The 18,461-nt window shown below is 59.3% G+C and carries 15 protein-coding genes; 8 read left to right on the top strand and 7 right to left on the bottom strand.

Annotated elements, in window-relative coordinates:
* Positions 1-5: 5 nt before the first annotated feature.
* From murI to ACR0K9_RS04660, 3 genes are all read right to left on the bottom strand, one after another.
* Positions 6-815: a glutamate racemase gene (gene murI / locus ACR0K9_RS04670; protein ID WP_480821162.1), complete on the bottom strand. Its 810-nt coding sequence runs from the start codon at positions 813-815 to the stop codon at positions 6-8.
* Positions 816-822: 7 nt separating this feature from the next.
* Complete coding sequence (locus ACR0K9_RS04665) at positions 823-1,701, bottom strand: lysophospholipid acyltransferase family protein (protein ID WP_480821160.1); 879 nt, start codon at positions 1,699-1,701, stop codon at positions 823-825.
* A 78-nt stretch (positions 1,702-1,779) separates the two neighbouring features.
* A complete protein-coding gene (locus tag ACR0K9_RS04660; RefSeq protein WP_480821158.1) occupies positions 1,780-5,199 on the bottom strand; it encodes an indolepyruvate ferredoxin oxidoreductase family protein in 3,420 nt (1,139 codons plus the stop codon).
* Positions 5,200-5,368: 169 nt separating this feature from the next.
* Here ACR0K9_RS04660 and ACR0K9_RS04655 point away from each other — a divergent pair, with 169 nt between their 5' ends.
* From ACR0K9_RS04655 to grxD, 6 genes are all read left to right on the top strand, one after another.
* Positions 5,369-6,277, top strand: a complete 909-nt coding sequence (locus ACR0K9_RS04655; protein WP_480821156.1) for a LysR family transcriptional regulator — start codon at positions 5,369-5,371, stop codon at positions 6,275-6,277.
* A 281-nt stretch (positions 6,278-6,558) separates the two neighbouring features.
* The gene (locus tag ACR0K9_RS04650; RefSeq protein ID WP_480821154.1) at positions 6,559-8,811 is read left to right on the top strand and encodes a mechanosensitive ion channel family protein; all 2,253 of its coding nucleotides are present in this window, start codon (positions 6,559-6,561) and stop codon (positions 8,809-8,811) included.
* A gap of 190 nt (positions 8,812-9,001) precedes the next feature.
* The gene (gene purL, locus ACR0K9_RS04645) at positions 9,002-11,161 is read left to right on the top strand and encodes a phosphoribosylformylglycinamidine synthase subunit PurL (RefSeq protein WP_480821152.1); all 2,160 of its coding nucleotides are present in this window, start codon (positions 9,002-9,004) and stop codon (positions 11,159-11,161) included.
* A gap of 144 nt (positions 11,162-11,305) precedes the next feature.
* Positions 11,306-11,542, top strand: a complete 237-nt coding sequence (locus tag ACR0K9_RS04640) for a BolA/IbaG family iron-sulfur metabolism protein (protein WP_480821150.1) — start codon at positions 11,306-11,308, stop codon at positions 11,540-11,542.
* A 182-nt stretch (positions 11,543-11,724) separates the two neighbouring features.
* Positions 11,725-12,015, top strand: coding sequence for a hypothetical protein (locus tag ACR0K9_RS04635; protein ID WP_480821148.1), 291 nt, complete (start codon positions 11,725-11,727; stop codon positions 12,013-12,015).
* Positions 12,002-12,364: a Grx4 family monothiol glutaredoxin gene (gene grxD, locus ACR0K9_RS04630; protein WP_480532579.1), complete on the top strand. Its 363-nt coding sequence runs from the start codon at positions 12,002-12,004 to the stop codon at positions 12,362-12,364. The genes ACR0K9_RS04635 and grxD overlap by 14 nt, the downstream gene beginning before the upstream one ends.
* Before the next feature lies 1 nt (position 12,365).
* Here grxD and ACR0K9_RS04625 read toward each other — a convergent pair whose 3' ends face one another.
* Genes ACR0K9_RS04625 through ACR0K9_RS04615 form a run of 3 tightly spaced genes read right to left on the bottom strand, consistent with a single transcriptional unit; the run spans position 12,366 to position 13,941 of the window.
* Positions 12,366-12,719: an MliC family protein gene (locus tag ACR0K9_RS04625; protein WP_480821146.1), complete on the bottom strand. Its 354-nt coding sequence runs from the start codon at positions 12,717-12,719 to the stop codon at positions 12,366-12,368.
* The gene (locus ACR0K9_RS04620; protein WP_480532583.1) at positions 12,716-13,108 is read right to left on the bottom strand and encodes a cell division protein ZapA; all 393 of its coding nucleotides are present in this window, start codon (positions 13,106-13,108) and stop codon (positions 12,716-12,718) included. The genes ACR0K9_RS04625 and ACR0K9_RS04620 overlap by 4 nt, the downstream gene beginning before the upstream one ends.
* On the bottom strand, positions 13,108-13,941 hold the full coding sequence (locus ACR0K9_RS04615; RefSeq protein ID WP_480821144.1) for a hypothetical protein: 834 nt from the start codon (positions 13,939-13,941) through the stop codon (positions 13,108-13,110). The genes ACR0K9_RS04620 and ACR0K9_RS04615 overlap by 1 nt, the downstream gene beginning before the upstream one ends.
* A 235-nt stretch (positions 13,942-14,176) precedes the next feature.
* Between ACR0K9_RS04615 and tkt the strand changes: the two genes are divergently transcribed.
* Complete coding sequence (gene tkt, locus ACR0K9_RS04610) at positions 14,177-16,201, top strand: transketolase (RefSeq protein WP_480821142.1); 2,025 nt, start codon at positions 14,177-14,179, stop codon at positions 16,199-16,201.
* Between the two features lie 56 nt (positions 16,202-16,257).
* Here tkt and ACR0K9_RS04605 read toward each other — a convergent pair whose 3' ends face one another.
* Entirely contained in the window at positions 16,258-17,217 is a 960-nt protein-coding gene (locus tag ACR0K9_RS04605; protein WP_480821140.1) for a DUF808 domain-containing protein, read from the bottom strand.
* A gap of 181 nt (positions 17,218-17,398) precedes the next feature.
* Here ACR0K9_RS04605 and gap point away from each other — a divergent pair, with 181 nt between their 5' ends.
* On the top strand, positions 17,399-18,400 hold the full coding sequence (gene gap, locus ACR0K9_RS04600; protein WP_480532591.1) for a type I glyceraldehyde-3-phosphate dehydrogenase: 1,002 nt from the start codon (positions 17,399-17,401) through the stop codon (positions 18,398-18,400).
* Positions 18,401-18,461 lie beyond the last annotated feature (61 nt).

Below are 18,461 nucleotides of genomic sequence, written 5' to 3'. Positions count from 1 at the left end.
CTAGGTCAGGCGGCTTCAAACGAGATTTGTCGTCGGAGAAACTGAGTCGCACGATCCGTCACCACGCCCGGCTTGCCCGTCGTCAGAAACCCGGCCTTGCCTTCACCCAACATGTTGGGATGGCGCTGCAGGTAGTCAGACAAGCTTTCGGCAACCAGATCGCCCTGGCTATAGACCTTCACATCCGCGCCAAGCGCCTGCTGAAACGTCTCTGCCATCAACGGGTAATGGGTGCAGCCCAGAATGGCCGCCTGAGGTTCCGGCATTTTGCGTTTCAGGGCATCCACATGGCTGCGCACCAACGCTTCGGCAAGGATCATGTCGCCCTCTTCGATGGCGTCGACCACACCGCCGCAAGCCTGCGCTTCGACATCCACGCCAATCGCGCGGAACGCCAGTTCGCGCTGAAAGGCCCGGCTGGATACGGTGGCTGGTGTGGCAAACAACGCGACATGCTGCACTTCGACCTCGCGCGGAGGTGAGTTATCACCCCATCGCCGCTCGGTCAGCGCCTCGATCAATGGGACGAACACGCCCAGCACCCGCTTGCCATCGGGTACGCCAGCCTCCTGCATTCTGCGCAGAGCGGCAGCGCTGGCAGTATTGCAGGCCAGAATCACCAGATTGCATCCGCGATCCCACAGGTTCTGCACGGCTACGCGGGTCAGTTCATAGATATCCTCGGCGTCGCGCACGCCATAGGGCGCGTGCGCGCTGTCTGCGTAATACAGAAAATCCACGTCGGGCAGACGTTTCTGCGCGGCGTTCAGGACGGTCAGACCACCCAATCCGGAATCAAAGATACCTACTGCCATTTGCCCTTCAGGCGCGATGCCGTTCCTCGAATTCATAGCCGTAGTCATAAGACTTCAGCGGTTTCGGAGACAGCTCATACGTGGCTTTGCGCAGGAAATCCATCATCTTGCGCGTATCCTTGCCCAATGGGTCAAGAATGTCGCGCCCAATGGGCTCGCCAACGACCACACGGACCGGGGTATCAACGCGTTTTTTGAACTCTTTGATCAGCAGACCCATGCGCAGCGTGTTGTGCAGATGGCTGGCAATCTGGAACAGGCGCGAGGTGTGGCCATCAAAGAACACCGGCACCACGGTTGCGCTCGATTTCGCCACCATCCGGGCGGTGAAACCGCGCCATCCCGGGTCCATCGGATGCGAGAATGGTTTGGCGGCGGTGCTGACGGTGCCACCTGGGAAAATACCGATCGCCCCACCCTCGCCCAGATAGTTCAGCGCGGTCTTGCGGGTGTCGAGGTTCAGCTTCATCGCCTCTTTGCTGGCCTCGAACGAGATCGGAAGAACGATCCGGTTCAGATCTTCAGCCTTGCGAAACACATGGTTGGCCAGAATGCGGAAATCTCCGCGTGTCTGGGACAGGATATGGCCCATCATCAGCCCATCCAGAATGCCATAGGGGTGGTTTGCAATCAGGATCAGCGGCCCATCTTTGGGGATGTTCGACAACGCGCCGCCCGCCACGTCCAACGTCAACCCATACCGATCCACCATCACGGACCAGAAATCACGCCCCTGCGCCACGTCCTGCTCGTACCCGTTGGCACGGCGGATCAGGCGCATACGGCCCGTCGTATTCTCCATCAGCTTGATTACCATCCGCCCGCTCCGCGTTTCCGCGGAATGGGCATAGGAAATATCACGGGCGACGTGATGGCGCGAGGGCATTGGTTCCTCCGGTTTGCTGCCTGCTAAATAAGGCCGGACAACCAAATTGCATGGCTTACGTGACAGGCTTGTGAAGCTTCACTCTGCCGCAGCCTTCAACTCTGGCCCGCCGTCGCGGATGACGGCCAGCAACTCCTCGCGCCGTTTTGCAGCTTTGGTTTCGCTCGCCACCAGCACCGGCCCAAAGCCGCGAATGTCCAACGGCAGAGCCGCCAGTGCCGCAATCGCATCGCGGGTCTCGGGTGTGAGCTTGGGCAGAACCTCTTTCATGTCCTTCTCATATTGACAGATCAAAGCACGCTCCATCTTCCGTTCAGCCGAGTATCCAAAGACATCCAGAGGGGTGCCGCGCAGACCTTTCAGCCTGGCCAGCAGTTTCAACGGCCCCAGGAACCACTCACCAAACGCCTTCTTGGCCGGACGCCCATTGTCGCCTTTCGTGCCCAGCGTTGGCGGCGCAAGATGGAAGGTCATCTTGAAATCGCCATCGAACTCGGCCTCGGCCTTCTGCCGCGTATCCAACAATAGCCGTGCGACCTCGTATTCGTCCTTGTAGGACAAAAGTTTATGATAGCCCTTGGCGATCGCTTCACGAACCTTTTGATCCTCGGTGCTATCAACCAGCTTGCGATACCGTTTCGCCAGTCGCTTGCCTTGATAATCGGTCAGGTGCGCAACACGGAAATCGATCACCTGATCGAGCGTCTTTGGCAATTCCGTCACGTTGGGGCTCAGAATGTTTGCAACCTCGTCCGGATGGGTCACTGCCCAGCGGCCAACTTCGAACGCGCGCTTGTTGCGTTCTACCGCTGTGCCGTTCAACTCAAGTGCCTCCAGGATCGCCTGATGACTTATCGGCAACAGACCGCGCTGCCAGGCGGCGCCAAAGACCATCATGTTCGAGTAGATCGAATCCCCCATCACCGCGCGCGCCAGATCGGTGGCATCGAACAAAGCCACCCCGTCCTTCAGCCGCGCCTGCAGGGCAAGCTGCAACTGATCGCTGGGGATCGTGAAGTCGGTATTGCGCGTGAAATCTCCGGTAATGATCTCATGACTGTTCACCACCGCCCCGGTTCGACCGGACTGCGTCAGACCCAGTGTCTTTGCCCCCGCCGAAACCACCAGATCACCGCCGATCAGAGCGTGCGCCTCGCCGGTGGCGACGCGGATGGCGCTGATATCCTCGGGCCGGTTGGCCAGACGACAGTGGATATGAACCGCCCCGCCTTTTTGAGCGAGGCCCGCCATCTCCATCATGCCCGCGCCTTTACCGTCGATCTGGGCCGCTTGCGCCAGAACCGCGCCTATGGTGACTACGCCCGTACCGCCAACGCCGGTGATCACAACGTTATGCGTGCCGTCAATCTGCGGCAAAACAGGGTCCGGCAAGTCCGGCAAGTCGATCTCGGTCGTCGCCTCTTTGCGGATTTTCGCACCCTCAACTGTCACGAAGGATGGGCAGAACCCATTCAGGCACGAGAAATCCTTGTTGCAGCTTGACTGATCGATCGCCCGCTTGCGGCCGAGTTCGGTTTCCTTCGGAACGATGGAAACACAGTTCGACTGGATACCGCAATCGCCGCAGCCCTCGCAGATGTCGGTGTTGATGAACACGCGCTTGTCCGGGTCCGGGAACGTGCCCCGCTTGCGTCGTCTGCGTTTTTCAGCTGCACATGTCTGGACATAAACAATGACCGATACACCCTCGGTTTCGCGGAATTTTTCCTGAACCTGCATCAACTTGCCGCGCTCGAAAGTTTCGACGCCCAAGGGCAAAGCGCCAAAGTTCACATCCTCCTTCTCGTCATAGACAACAGCCACGTTGTTGACGCCCATGGCCCTGACCTCGGCCACGATACGTTCGGCGCTCAGCCCGCCTTCATTCTCTTGCCCGCCAGTCATCGCAACGGCATCGTTATAGAGGATCTTGAAGGTGATGTTGGTGCCCGCTGCCAGCGCCGCCCGGATGGCCTGCACGCCCGAGTGGTTATAGGTCCCGTCACCAAGGTTCTGGAACACGTGCTTTGTGGTCGAGAACGGAGCCTCGCCAATCCAATTCGCACCCTCGCCGCCCATCTGGGTGAAGCCGGTGGTCTCACGGTCCATCCACTGCACCATGTAGTGACAGCCGATCCCCGCATAGGCCCGGCTACCCTCTGGCAGTCTGGTCGAGCTGTTATGCGGACAGCCGGAACAGAAATACGGCAATCGCGCTGCGATTTCCTGGGCGTTGTCAGCCCGCCGCGCCTCGGACAGCGCTGCCAGACCCGCCCGCACACCGTCCGTATCGCGTCCCTCTTCGATCAGGATCTCGCCCAGCTTCTCGGCAATCATGATGGGGTCGAGCGCCCCTCGGGTCGGGAACAGCTCTTCCCGGTGCAGCGTTCCTGCCCCGCCTTTGTACCAGCCATAGACACGGCGCCCGCGCCGGTCGTCAAAGATGGCCTCTTTGACCTGCACTTCGATCAGCTTGCGCTTTTCCTCGACGATCACGATCAGATCGAGCCCCTCAGCCCAATCGTGGAAGCCCTTCATATCCAAGGGGAAAGTCTGACCGATCTTGTAAGTGGTGATACCCAGCCGCCCGGCTTCATTCGCGTCGATATTCAGCAACGACATCGCATGCGCTAGGTCCAGCCAGTTCTTGCCGGCAGCCGCAAATCCGATCTTGGCACCCGGCTTGCCCCAAACCCGTTTGTCCAGCTTGTTGGCGTGCGAGAACACCTCGGCCGCAAAGCGTTTGTGGTCGATCACGCGCGTTTCCTGCAGATGCGGCGTATCGCCCAGCCGAATGTTCACCCCCCCCTCGGGCATGTCGAACTGCGGAGTTACCAACTGCATTCGATCCGGGCGACCATCGACGACCGAGGTAACCTCGATCGTGTCCTTCATCGTCTTCAGCCCAACCCAGACCCCGGCAAACCGGCTGAGCGCAAAGCCATAGATGCCGTAATCCAGTATCTCCTGCACCCCCGCCGGGCTGACCACGGGCATGTACATATCCACCAGCGACCATTCGGACTGATGCAACACGGTCGAGCTTTCGCCCGTGTGGTCATCGCCCATCGCCATCAGCACACCGCCATGCTGCGCCGTACCCGCCATGTTTGCGTGGCGCATGACATCGCCGGACCGGTCCACGCCCGGACCTTTGCCATACCACAGACCAAACACGCCATCGAACTTGCCATCGCCGCGCAGCCCGGCCTGCTGGCTACCCCACAAGGCCGTAGCAGCCAGATCTTCATTCAACCCGAACTGAAACGTGACATCGCGTTCAGCCAATTGCTTTTCGGCACGAGACATCTGCAGATCGACCGCGCCTAGGGGCGACCCCCGGTATCCGGTGACCAGACCTGCGGTGTTCAGACCCGCAGCCGTATCGCGCGCCTTCTGCATCAGCATCAGTCGCACCAACGCTTGCGTTCCGTTCAGCAGAACCGGGCTCCGATCCAGATCGAACCGGTCATTGAGTGATATTTTCGGCTGACTCATCTGACGTCTCCCCTCGTCGGATTAGTGTGCTTCATACCTGCGTATATTAGGTCACAATTGCTGACCTGTATAGTAAATTCACTCTATTCCGTAACGATTTCCGGGTTTGATTGTGGAATTTGTTATGTGTTTCATATAGGGCTGCCCGGGGATAACGAAAGTTGCGGCGATGGATTGGGACAAGCTCAGAATATTTCACGCGGTTGCGGATGCTGGCAGCCTTACACACGCGGGCGACAAGCTCAATTTGTCTCAATCCGCCGTGAGCCGTCAGATCCGAGCGCTCGAAGAATCACTCGATGCCACCCTGTTCCACCGCCATGCACGCGGCCTGATTCTGACCGAACAGGGTGAACTGCTGTTTGACGCAACCTCGGCCATGTCCAAACGTCTGGACGCCGCCGCCGCGCGCATTCGCGACAGCGAGGATGAGGTCTTTGGCGTTCTGCGCGTAACCACGACCTTTGGTTTCGGAACGCTCTGGCTGGCTCCACGCCTGCCCAAACTCTACGAACGTTACCCCGACCTCAATATCGACCTGATGCTCGAAGAACGCGTTCTCGACCTGCCCATGCGCGAGGCCGATGTCGCCATTCGCATGAAAGAGCCCAGCCAGGCCGATCTGGTCCGCAAACGCCTGATGACCGTTCAAATGACACTCTATGCCACTCCGACCTATCTTGAGGCGAACGGAGGCGCACCAGAGTCGCTTGAGGAAATCTCCAACCATCGGCTGATCTGTCAGACCCCCTCGGCCCCGCAGGTCGGCGCCAGTGCAGCAATGGTGCGTCATGTGATGACCTACAATCCGGGCTCTCTGATGACGGTGAACAACTATTTCGGGGTACTTCAGGGCGTGATACATCACCTTGGGATCGGCGTGCTTCCCAACTATGTGACCGATGACTTCCCCGAGCTTGTTCCGGTGCTGTCGGATATTGAAACCGCAGATGTCCCGGTTTACCTCGCGTATCCCGAAGAACTGCGCCATTCCAAACGGATCGCGGCGTTTCGGGACTTTGTGCAGGATGAAATCATAGCCCACCGCAAGCACCTGAGGCAGCTTGGAAAACTATAGCTATGCGCCAACCGCATAGCCGACATGACCACCTGATGCCCGATTAAACCTTGATCGTTCGAAAGGTGATCCCTAAATGAGCTCTTGAAGGCGATGATGCTGAAACGCTTATCATCTTCATACCTCCCTGTTGGACTATGGCCGAGCTTAGTGCTCGGCCTTTTTTTTGGGGCTTTTTTCACACTGCCTGAAAATTGGGTTGCGAAATTGCTGGGAAATCTGGCGATACGTGCATATGATCCCGAAAAATCAACCAAATTTCCGTGATCGAGGACAGTTATATGCTCCAAACCCTACGCCTGTTTGCGGCGCTTCTTGCTATGGTGGTGATGGCTGGGCCTTTGCACGCACAAGTGCCCTCCACATCATCATCGACGTCCCCCGCGACGATTTCAATCCCCGAAGACCTGACCCCCGAACAAGTCGATGGTCTGGTCGCGCGGATGTCGGATGATCAGGTCAGGTCCATCCTGCTTGAACGTCTCGACGCCGTCGCCGAAAAAAACGCAGCCGCAGCGGAAGAGCGTGAAGATCCGATCACCGAGATCAACGAGATCTGGGCCGAGATGGTCGCGTCCTGGACCCATGTCCTGACCACGGTTCCCAACATATTCAGCGCTCAGGCCAAGGCTGCCGGGAACTTTGTCTCGACCTTTGGCGGCAGCGGCGCATTGACCCTGATCGGTCTTGTGATCGGCGTCCTGATCGTTGGCTTCATTGCTGAAAAGCTGTTTGGCTTCCTGACGCGTAAATGGCACGCGATGCCTGACACCGCAGATGAGAATGATCTTTGGGGCGCAGTCAAATACCTGTTTGTCCGCTTCTGCAACGAACTCGCCGGTCTGGTCGTCTTCTATGTTGTCATCCGGGCGGTCGGGCGCGGGCTATTGACGCCGGAACAGATCGTCTATGCAGCCCCGTTCGTATTCTATCTGATCTGGATTCCGCGACTGGGTGCGGCCGCATCGCGCTTTATTCTGGCACCCAACAAGGCAGAATACCGTCTGGTCAATATTGACGATCACTGGGCGCAATATTTGCACCGCCACCTGATCGGTCTGCTGATCCTGATCGGCATTACCCTGTTTGTGGTGCGCTTCAACGCATTGAACGAAGTGACCGGGGAAGAAACCCGCATCGGATTCTGGCTGAACGCGGCGATCCACATCTATATCGGCGTTATCGCATGGAAAGCGCGCGAAGGCCTGTCGCAGATGATGCTGGGCACCGATCCCGATCACACCAAATTCGATGAAGAAGTCGCGCATTACTACCCATACTTCGCCATCGCCGTATCGGCGGCAACCTGGTTGCTGGTCGAGTTTCTGGTGGCGCAGAACAACCCCTCAACGCTGTACCTTCTGGTTCAGGGGGCGCATTTCACCACCATGTTCTGGCTGCTGATCGCTCCGGCGCTTGACACCCTGATCCGTGGACTGGTGCGTCACTTGCAACCCCCGATGCTGGGTGAAGGTCCGGTGGCTGAACAAGCCTATCGCTCGACCAAGCGCAGCTATATCCGGATTGGCCGCGTGCTGGCTGGTATTCTGGTCATCCTGATGATCGCCAAAGCGTGGAATCTGGACCTGCAAGAGATCGCGGGCGGTGGTCAGGAAGATGGCAGCCGGGTGATCCAGTTCTTCATCATCATCGCCATTGGTTACATCCTGAATGAGGTCGTCTCGCTCTGGATCAACCGTCGTCTGGCGCAAGAGATGACAGCGGATCAAAGCCCCGATGAAGAGGCCGGTGAAGGTGGCGGTTCGGGCGGATCGCGGCTGGCGACGGTTCTGCCGCTGCTGCGGGTGACCGCTCAGGTCGCGATTGCGGTGATTTTCTTGCTGCTTGCGCTTGGGGCGTTGGGGCTGGACATCACCCCGCTGCTGGCCGGTGCCGGTATTCTGGGTCTGGCCATCGGGTTCGGTGCTCAGAAACTCGTCTCGGACATTGTTGGTGGTATCTTCTTCCTGATCGACGACGCGTTCCGGGTGGGCGAATATGTCGATGTGGGTGGCACCACGGGCACGGTCGAGAAGATCTCGATCCGGTCCATGCAGCTGCGCCACCATCGCGGGCCGGTGCACACCATTCCTTATGGTGAGATTCAGAAGCTGACCAACTACAGCCGTGACTGGGTCATCATGAAGCTGAAATTCACCGTGCCCTTCGATACCGACCCGAACAAGGTCAAGAAGATCTTCAAGAAGATCGGTGCCGAAATGATGGAGGACGAGATCCACAAGGATGGCTTCCTGCAGCCGTTCAAGTCGCAGGGCGTGTTCGACTTTGACGATGTCGGCATGATCATCCGCGGCAAGTTCATGGCCAAGCCGGGCAAGCAGTTCACCCTGCGCAAGGAAATCTTCAACCGGGTCAAGGCCGCGTTCAAGGAAAACGGAATCGACTTTGCCCGCCGCGAGGTGCGCGTTGCGATCCCGGGTCTGGAAGAAGCTGAAAACCTGACTGAAGAGCAAAAGGCAGCCGTTGGCGCAGCCGCTGCGGACTCGTTGAACAAGGGCGAGGCCCCTGCCTGACCTGCATGTTTTTGGTCGGCACCACCTGCCGGCTGGACTAGGTGTAATCGAACCAAATGGCGGGACCGGTCTTAAGACTGGTCCCGTTTTTCTTTGCCTGAATGCCCCTGCGCGGGTTTGGCCCTTTCCTCAGGCCGACTGTTGCCCTACAAGGCGCGCAATCTCGGCCCACTTGGACACAGGACAGAAGATGCAAGAGCCCGCCATCACACCCGATCTGATTGCCGCACACGGGCTCAAGCCCGAGGAATACGACATGATCCTCGAGATCATCGGGCGTGAACCGACTTTTACCGAACTGGGCATCTTCTCGGCCATGTGGAACGAACATTGTTCGTATAAATCGTCCAAGAAATGGCTGCGCACCCTGCCTACTTCCGGCCCTCAGGTGATCTGCGGCCCGGGTGAAAATGCGGGCGTGGTCGATATCGGCGACGGTCAGGCCGTGGTGTTCAAGATGGAAAGCCACAACCACCCTTCGTATATCGAACCCTATCAGGGTGCGGCGACCGGCGTGGGCGGTATCTTGCGCGACGTCTTTACCATGGGTGCTCGCCCAATCGCGTCCATGAACGCCCTGTCCTTTGGCGAGCCCGGCCACCACAAAACCCGGCAACTGGTCAATGGTGTGGTCGAAGGCATCGGTGGCTATGGCAACTGTTTTGGCGTTCCCTGTGTCGGGGGCGAGGTTCGCTTTCACCCCGCCTATAACGGCAACTGCCTTGTGAACGCTTTCGCCGCCGGTCTGGCTGACAGCGACAAGATTTTCTACTCGGCAGCCTCTGGTGTCGGCATGCCGGTCGTCTATCTGGGTGCCAAAACCGGTCGCGATGGTGTGGGCGGCGCGACCATGGCCTCGGCTGAGTTCGACGACACCATCGAAGAGAAACGCCCCACCGTTCAGGTCGGCGACCCCTTCACCGAAAAACGCCTGATGGAGGCGACGCTGGAACTGATGCAGACCGGCGCGGTGATTTCGATCCAGGACATGGGCGCGGCGGGTCTGACCTGCTCGGCTGTTGAGATGGGCGACAAAGGCGGTCTGGGCGTGCGTCTGGATCTGGAAAACGTCCCCCAGCGTGAAGAGAACATGACCGCGTACGAGATGATGCTGTCGGAATCTCAGGAACGCATGCTGATGGTGCTGAAGCCCGAGCTTGAGGCCGAGGCCCGCGCCGTGTTCGAGAAATGGGATCTGGACTTTGCCATCGTCGGCGAAACCATCGCCGAAGACCGTTTCCTGATCATGCACAATGGCGAGGTCAAAGCCGATCTGGTTCTGTCGAAACTGTCCTCAACCGCACCGGAATACGACCGCCCGTGGGAACCGACACCCGAAGCGGCACCGCTGGACGATGTCCCCCAGATCGACCCGATCGACGGGTTGCGCGCCCTGCTCGCTTCGCCCAACTACGCGGGCAAGCAATGGGTCTATGAACAATACGACACCATGGTCATGGCCGACAGCACCCGCACCCCCGGTCTGGGTGCAGGCATGGTGCGCGTCCACGGCACCGACAAGGTACTGGCCTTCACCAGCGACGTGACCCCGCGCTATGTCCGGGCAAACCCGGTCGAAGGCGGCAAACAAGCTGTGGCCGAAGCCTATCGCAACCTGACCGCCGTCGGGGCCAAACCGCTGGCCACCACCGACAACCTGAACTTCGGCAACCCAGAAAAGCCCGAGATCATGGGCCAGTTCGTCGGCGCGATCCAAGGCATTGGCGAAGCTGTCGGCGCGCTGGATATGCCCATCGTGTCAGGCAACGTCTCGCTTTATAATGAAACCGACGGTCAGGCGATCCTGCCGACGCCGACCATCGGTGCGGTCGGTTTGCTGAACCATACCGACGAGATCATCGGAAACGAGGTGCGTGAAGGCCACGTCGCACTTATTATCGGTGAAACCAAAGGACACCTTGGCCAATCCGCCCTGCTGGCAGAAGTGTTCAACCGCGAAGACGGCGACGCACCATATGTCGATCTGGCGGCTGAGAAACGCAATGGTGACTTTATCCGCGCCAACCGTGACATGATCAAGGCCTGCACCGATCTGGGCGACGGTGGCATTGCACTGGCCGCGTTCGAACTGGCCGAGGCAGCAGGCGTGGGCGTCTGCCTCGACGATGCCCCGACCGAGTTCCTGTTTGGCGAGGATCAGGCCCGCTATCTGGTCGCCTGCAACTTCGATCAGGCCGAGGCGCTGATGATCGCCGCCGGTCAGGCGGGTGTACCGCTGGTCTCGGTGGGCCGTTTCACCGGTGATGCGGTCAAAATCGGCGGATCCGAAGCCCCTCTGACCGAACTGGCCGACACGTTCCGCACCAGCTTCGCGGCGGCGGTTGCCTGACCGGCTGACCTTTTCACGGATCAAGCATGAAAATCCCGCGCCTGACACCGGCGCGGGATTTCCCGTTCCGAGACTCCGGTCCCATCTTGCACGCCCCCGCGCATCGCTCTACATCTTGGGAAAGACTTTCAGGAGTACACCTACATGCCGATGAGCGCCCACGAGATTGAAACCCTGCTGCGCGAAGCCTTTCCCGATGCGGAAATTCAGGTTGGCGGCAGCGATGGCGTGCATATGTCGGCCATGGTCGTGGACGAGAGCTTTCGAGGAAAGAACCGAGTGCAGCAGCAACGCGCTGTCTATGCAGCGCTGAAGGGTAAGATGGACGGCCCCGCTGGCGAGTTACACGCATTGGCGTTGACCACGAAAGCGCCTGAGTAATGGATGAACCCATTGGGTGGGCTGCTCTGAGACTGGTCTACCTATTATTGGATGTTCTAAATTTCCTCGCGATCATACTCTGTGATCTGCCAAAGCTGCTAAGGTACGGGCCAAGATATTGGCGCATCACGCGACAAATGAGACGGCGTGCCTACACTAGGCGCAGAGAATGAGTATACAAAATGACACTTTGGGGCACTTGGTTCGTTGCAATCGCGGCAATTATTGTTGCCGCAGCCCTGATCGAAGCCTATGTCAAACGCAACCGAAAACGAAGGCTATCGGATATGCGCCCTGACCCGGAAAAGCTCAGCAAGGTTGGCGGCATCGAACGATACGGGCTTGATCCGGTGACACTGGCGCAGGCCGAACACCGAAGGCTTGAAGAAGAAGGATGGGCGCCTGAGCTGCCCGACAACGGAAAGACCCCCGCGCAGGCGGATGAAAAGGAAAAGCAAGATGAGCGACGTTAAGACCCAGATCGACGAAACCGTCAAAGCCAACGACGTGGTGTTGTATATGAAGGGCACCAAAGAGATGCCGCAATGTGGGTTCTCGTCCCGCGTGGCCGGTGTTCTGAACTATATGGGCGTGGAATACACGGACGTGAACGTACTGGCAGATGAGGACGTGCGTCAGGGCATCAAGGACTATTCCGACTGGCCCACCGTGCCCCAGCTTTACGTCAAAGGCGAATTTGTCGGCGGCTGCGATATCATCACCGAGATGACCCTGTCGGGCGAACTGGACACGCTGTTTGACGACAACGGCGTCGGCTACAACAAGGAAGCAGCCGACAAAATCCGCGAAGCGAACGCGTAATCTATCGGCTCACGCAGTCCCTGAACAGAACCAGTTCGGGGGCTGTATCGCCGGCGGCCTGAAAGCTGATCGTGGCTTCCCAGCCTTTCGACCGCAACGTATAGGTACCATCTGCCCCGACAGAGGCATACTGAATACCCGATCCGCTTTCGGCCTGCTGCATCGCGATCAGCTTTCCATCAATGACCATTGCGGCCGCACCGGTCCCATCCGTCGCATTGAAGTATGACACCGGTATTTGGGTGGCGTTTTCGCAGATGAATGTGACCGACAGAATATCAATCTCGGCCAACGCTGCTGGTGCCCACAGGGCCAGCGCGCTGATACACAGGGAAAGGCGCTTTCCCGACATCATGCAGTCTTCTCTTCTATGACAGAGGCTAGCGCTTCGGCGCGCGCCGCCATCTCGGCCAGTGTGTCGGTTACCGAGGGCGGCACCACCGCAACCTCAATGCGTTCGGGCGCGGGTTGAGGCATATTGCGCAGGCGGTTCAGTTCAGCTTCAACTTCGGCCAGTTTCGCCTCAGCCACTTTCACGCGGTCGTCCTGTGCCGCAGCCTTGTCAGCCAACATCAGGCCCGCCATCAGCAACATGCGCGATTCAGGCATGCGCCCGATCTGATCCGACAGCACCTGCGCCTCGTCATCCAGCAGCTTGGCTGCAGCCTGCAGGAAGACCTCTTCCCCGTCCTGGCACGAGACATCAAAGCCGCGGCCACCGATATGAATGGTTACTTCGGGCATTACTCAACCTCTCCTTCAGCCAGTTTGGCATGGGACAACAGCGGCTCCAACCGGGCCAGAACAGCATGTGCTTCTGCCGCATCCGAGGCCCGCGCAGCGCGGGTCGCCTCAAGCTCGGCAGCCGTTGCCCGGTTCAGCATGTCTGCGTCGGTCATGCCATCCTCGGCGGCGGCGCGCAGTTCATCAACAACGCCGCGCAACTGCTCATTCGCGTTGCGCAACCGCTGCAGATCGTCGTCCAGCCGCGACATCGCCGCGCCATGGCTGGCCCGTTCGGCGCGTAACATCTCAAGCTCAGCGCTGAGTTCCGTCATCCGCTCACTATCGGCAAGTTCTGTGCGCAGTTTGTTAAGCTCTGCTTCCATCTCTTCTGCGCGATCGGCGACCAGCGTCAGTTGCTCGACTTCGGCATGAAGAGACTCAACCTCTTCCGCAGCGCCTGCATAAGGCCGCAGCGTTTCAACCTCTGCCCTCAGCGCCGCGATCTCGTCATTGCTCTCCAGCGCTGCTTTTGCCTCTGCCAGATCTGCGCGCGCCGCTTCGACCGTCGCAAGCTGCGCCTTGGCCTCGGCCAGTTGGTCGCGCAGCACATCTGCCTCACCATCCGCAGCAGGTTGCGCGCGCAAAGCATCGATTTCCTGCGCATGCCGCGCATTCAGCGCCTTAATCCGCTCTTCCAACTGCGCATTGGCCAGGCGCTCTTCTTCCAGTGCAGTGCGTAGGGCTGCATCATCGCCACCGGCCAGCGTGGGCGTCTGAAGCGCCTCGACACCGCTGCCGATCCGTTCCATCGCTGCAATGATACGGCGTTGTAATTCTTCGATCTGGCTCATGCCCCTGTCACCTCTTTACCAAGGTTCGTTCTGTTGCGCGCCTGCCCGAATCAAGGGCGGCGGTTCTGATCCCTAGTCTAACGGAATGTGACGGAAAATACCCACTGTTTGGTTTCAACCACTTGCGGAACGCAGTTCATGCGGCAAACAGGCCCAACACCGGGTTCTGCTTGCACTTTGACGGGCGGATGGTATTCAGCGCCCAATCTGCCCGTAACCCAAAGGAATAACGCCCGTGGACCTGACTGCGCTGCGCAAAGCCAACCCCGAACACTGGGACAAGGCTGCGGCCATCCGCACCCTGACCCTTGATGCTGTCGCTGCCGCCAATTCCGGCCATTCCGGAATGCCGATGGGCATGGCCGATGTCGCGACCGTGCTGTTCGAAAAGCACCTGAAATTCGACGCATCCGCCCCGAACTGGCCGGATCGCGACCGGTTCATCCTGTCGGCGGGCCATGGCTCGATGCTGGTCTATTCGCTGCTGTACCTTACGGGCCATGCGGATGTGACGCTGGACGAGATCAAGAACTTCCGCCAATTGGGCGCGAAGACCGCAGGTCATCCGGAAAACTTCCTGATCGACGGGATCGAGACCACCACCGGCCCACTGGGTCAGGGCATCTCGAACGCTGTGGGCTTTGCCATCGCCGAAGAAGTCCAACGCGCGCATTACGGCAAGAAGATCGTCGATCACTATACCTATGTAATCGCAGGCGACGGTTGCCTGATGGAGGGCGTCAGCCAAGAGGCGATCACCCTCGCCGGTCGTCACGAACTGAGCAAGCTGATCGTTTTCTGGGACAACAACAACATCACCATCGACGGCACCGTTGATATGGCCGACCGCACCGATCAGGTGCGCCGGTTCGCGGCCTCGGGGTGGCATGTGATCGAGATTGACGGCCATGATCCGAAAGCGATTGATGCCGCCATCGTGCAGGCCAAGAAATCCAACAAGCCGACGATGATCGCCTGCGAAAGCCATATCGCACTGGGTCACGCCGCACAGGACACCTCGAAAGGCCACGGCGCGCTGACCGATCAGGATCAGCTGAAAGCGGCGAAACAGGCCTATGACTGGCCCCATGACGCGTTCGAGGTCCCGGCCAATGTCAAATCCGCTTGGGAATCCATCGGAGCACGCGGTGCCGCCGAACGCGCTGCGTGGGAAGAGCGTTTCGCGCAGATATCCGAACGCAAGCAGGCCGAGTTCAACCGCGCTTACGCGTTCGAGGCGCCCAAGAAGCTGGCCGGTGCCATCCGCGCGTTCAAAAAGCAGATGTCGGAAGACCAGCCGAAGCTGGCCACCCGCGCCTCGTCGGAAAAGGTTCTGAACGTCGTCAACCCGATCATGACCGAGACCATGGGCGGTTCGGCCGACCTGACCGGTTCGAACAATACCAAATCGGCTGATATGGGTGTGTTCCTTCCGGAAAACCGCAAAGGCCGTTACATCCACTACGGCATCCGTGAACACGGCATGGCCGCAGCGATGAACGGCATGGCGCTGCACGGCGGCATCCGCCCCTACGGCGGCACCTTCATGGCCTTCACCGACTATGCCCGTCCGTCCATGCGTCTGGCCGCGCTGATGAAAGTGCCCAGCGTATTCGTGATGACCCACGACTCGATTGGTCTGGGCGAAGATGGCCCGACCCACCAGCCGGTCGAGCATCTGGCGATCTCGCGCGCGACGCCCAACACCTATGTGTTCCGCCCCGCAGATACGGTTGAGACCGCCGAAGCGTGGGAACTGGCGCTGACCTTCAAAGACAGCCCCTCGGTGCTCTCGCTGACGCGTCAGGGCGTCCCGACCGTGCGTACACAACACAAAGGCAAAAACCTGACCTCGCAGGGCGCCTATGTCCTCGCGGATGCCGAAAGCAAACGTCAGGCCATCCTCATCGCCACCGGTTCCGAAGTGTCGCTGGCGATGGAAGCCAAAGCGATGCTCGAAGCCGAAGGCATCGGCACCCGTGTGGTCTCAATGCCTTGCATGGAACTGTTCGCCGAACAGGACGAGGCTTACCGCAAGCGTGTTCTGCCTGCCGGTCCGGTCCGCGTCGGCATCGAAGCCGCTGTCCGCGCCGGTGGCTGGGATCGCTGGTTGCTGGGCGAGCGTGGCCGTGAGACCAAGGCAGGTTTCATCGGCATGTCCAGCTTTGGCGCCTCGGCCCCGGCGGGCGAACTGTATAAGCATTTCGGTATCACCGCCGAGGCGACCGTTGCCAAAGTCAAGGAATTGCTGGGGCTGTAAAACAGACCCTGCTTATCGTGCAAAGGGCGGCTCGGGCCGCCCTTTTCATTTGGATATCAATGCGATGCGGACTTTCCGAAAAGCGGCATCAACACCTTGGTCGCCAGCGGGATCAGAACCAGCCCCCAGGCCAGCCCCAGAATGCCGTCCATCGTCGCCTTTGACAGCCATTTGACCGCAGCGCTCCATTGGTCGGGCACCGAATAGGCAATCGCCTTGGCCCAGTCATAGATCTGATACTGCAAAGCACCAAAGCCCAACACCTCAAGCCCGTGAATGATGATCGATCCGCCAACCCACAGCATCGCCGCCGTCCCAATGGTCGAGAGCAGTTTCATCACCACCGGCATCGCCCGCACCAATCCGCGCCCCAGCCCGCGCCCCACCGGGCTCGGCGCGTTCCCGGCCAGAAACAGTCCTACATCGTCCATCTTCACAATCAGCGCGACCGAGCCATAAACGGCCAAAGTCACCCCCAGCCCCACAACTGCTAGGGTTGCCGCCTGCATCCAGATATTCGGAGCCTCAATTGCGGCCAGCGCGATGGTCATGATTTCAGCCGACAGAATGAAATCGGTCTTGATCGCGCCCTTGACCTTCTGTTCCTCCAGATGGCCGGGATCGCGGTTCTTCATATCCTCCTCGATCACATGGCTGCCATGAGGAAACAGGACATGGAATATCTTCTCGGCCCCTTCGAAACATAAATAAGAGCCCCCCAGCATCAGCAGCGGTGTAATCAGCCAGGGCGCAAAATTGGCCAGCAGCAGGGCAACCGGCAGCAACAGGATGATCTTGTTGAAAATAGACCCGCGCGCGATACGCCAGATGATCGGCAATTCCCGCGCCGGCGCAAAGCCCTGTACGTATTTCGGCGTAACCGCAGCGTCGTCGATGATCACCCCGGCGGTCTTGGCCCCGGCCTTTCCCGCCGCCGCCACGACATCATCCACGGATGCCGCTGCGACCTTGGCAATCCCCGCTACATCGTCCAACAGGGCCAACAGACCACTCATCGCGCTTCCTTTCATTCATCCGCCGCAGAGGGACCCTACCTGATCCGGCAGCTAGCGCAAGCGTTAGCGCAATCGCGTGAGGTTTGCGCTAACACCTTAAAAATATGCCGTTTTTGCCCTTTTGAGATTCAATATTCGCGGCTATATGGCCTGCAACGCAAGCGCATTTTGGAGACGTCAGATGACCATCAAGGTCGGTATCAATGGTTTTGGCCGCATTGGCCGCTGCACCCTGTCGCACATTGCCGCCTCGGGCCGCAACGACATCGAAGTGATCAAGGTCAATGCCACCGGCCCGCTGGAAACATCTGCGCATCTGCTGAAATATGACAGCGTTCACGGCCGTTTCCCGCGCGATGTCACCATTGACGGCAACACCATGGATCTGGGCCGCGGCCCGATGCAGATGTTCTCGACCTACGACATGAACGAGCTGGACTGGGAAGGCTGCGACGTCGTGCTGGAATGCACAGGCAAGTTCAACGATGGCCTGAAGGCCAAAACACATCTGGAACGTGGCGCAGGCAAGGTTCTGCTGTCGGCTCCGGGCAAGAACGTAGACAAGACCATTGTGTTCGGCGTCAACCACAACACGCTGGCCGCCAATGACAACATGGTGTCGAACGGATCGTGCACCACCAACTGCCTGGCGCCGCTGGCCAAGGTGCTGGACGAAGGCGTCGGCATCGAACACGGCATCATGACCACCATCCACGCCTATACCGGTGACCAGCCGACGCTGGACCGCCGTCACAGCGATCTGTACCGCGCCCGTGCTGCTGCCATGTCGATGATCCCGACTTCGACCGGAGCCGCAGCAGCGCTGGGTGAAGTCCTGCCGAACCTCAAAGGCCGTCTCGACGGCTCGGCCATCCGCGTTCCCACCCCGAATGTCTCGGCGGTGGACCTGTCGTTCCGCGCGTCGCGTGACGTCACCGTGGAAGAAGTCAACGCCATCGTCGAAGAAGCCGCCAAGGGCCCGATGCAGCGCGTATTGGGCTATGAGCCCGCGCCGCTGGTCTCGACCGATTTCAACCACACCGAAGAAAGCTCGATCTTCGCGCCCGAACAGACCCGCGTGGTCGACAACCGCATGGTGCGCGTGCTGGCGTGGTATGACAACGAATGGGGCTTCTCGGTTCGTATGGCCGACGTCGCTGTCGCGATGGGCCGCCTTAACTGACCCTTCGCACACCGCTTGTACCCTTATGCCCGCTCAGGTTATCTGGGCGGGCATTTTCGTT

This window comes from Ruegeria sp. L12, from assembly GCF_056531745.1.
The sequence above is the reverse complement of the archived record's forward strand: the minus strand, read 5'-3'. Positions and strand labels throughout refer to the sequence as shown.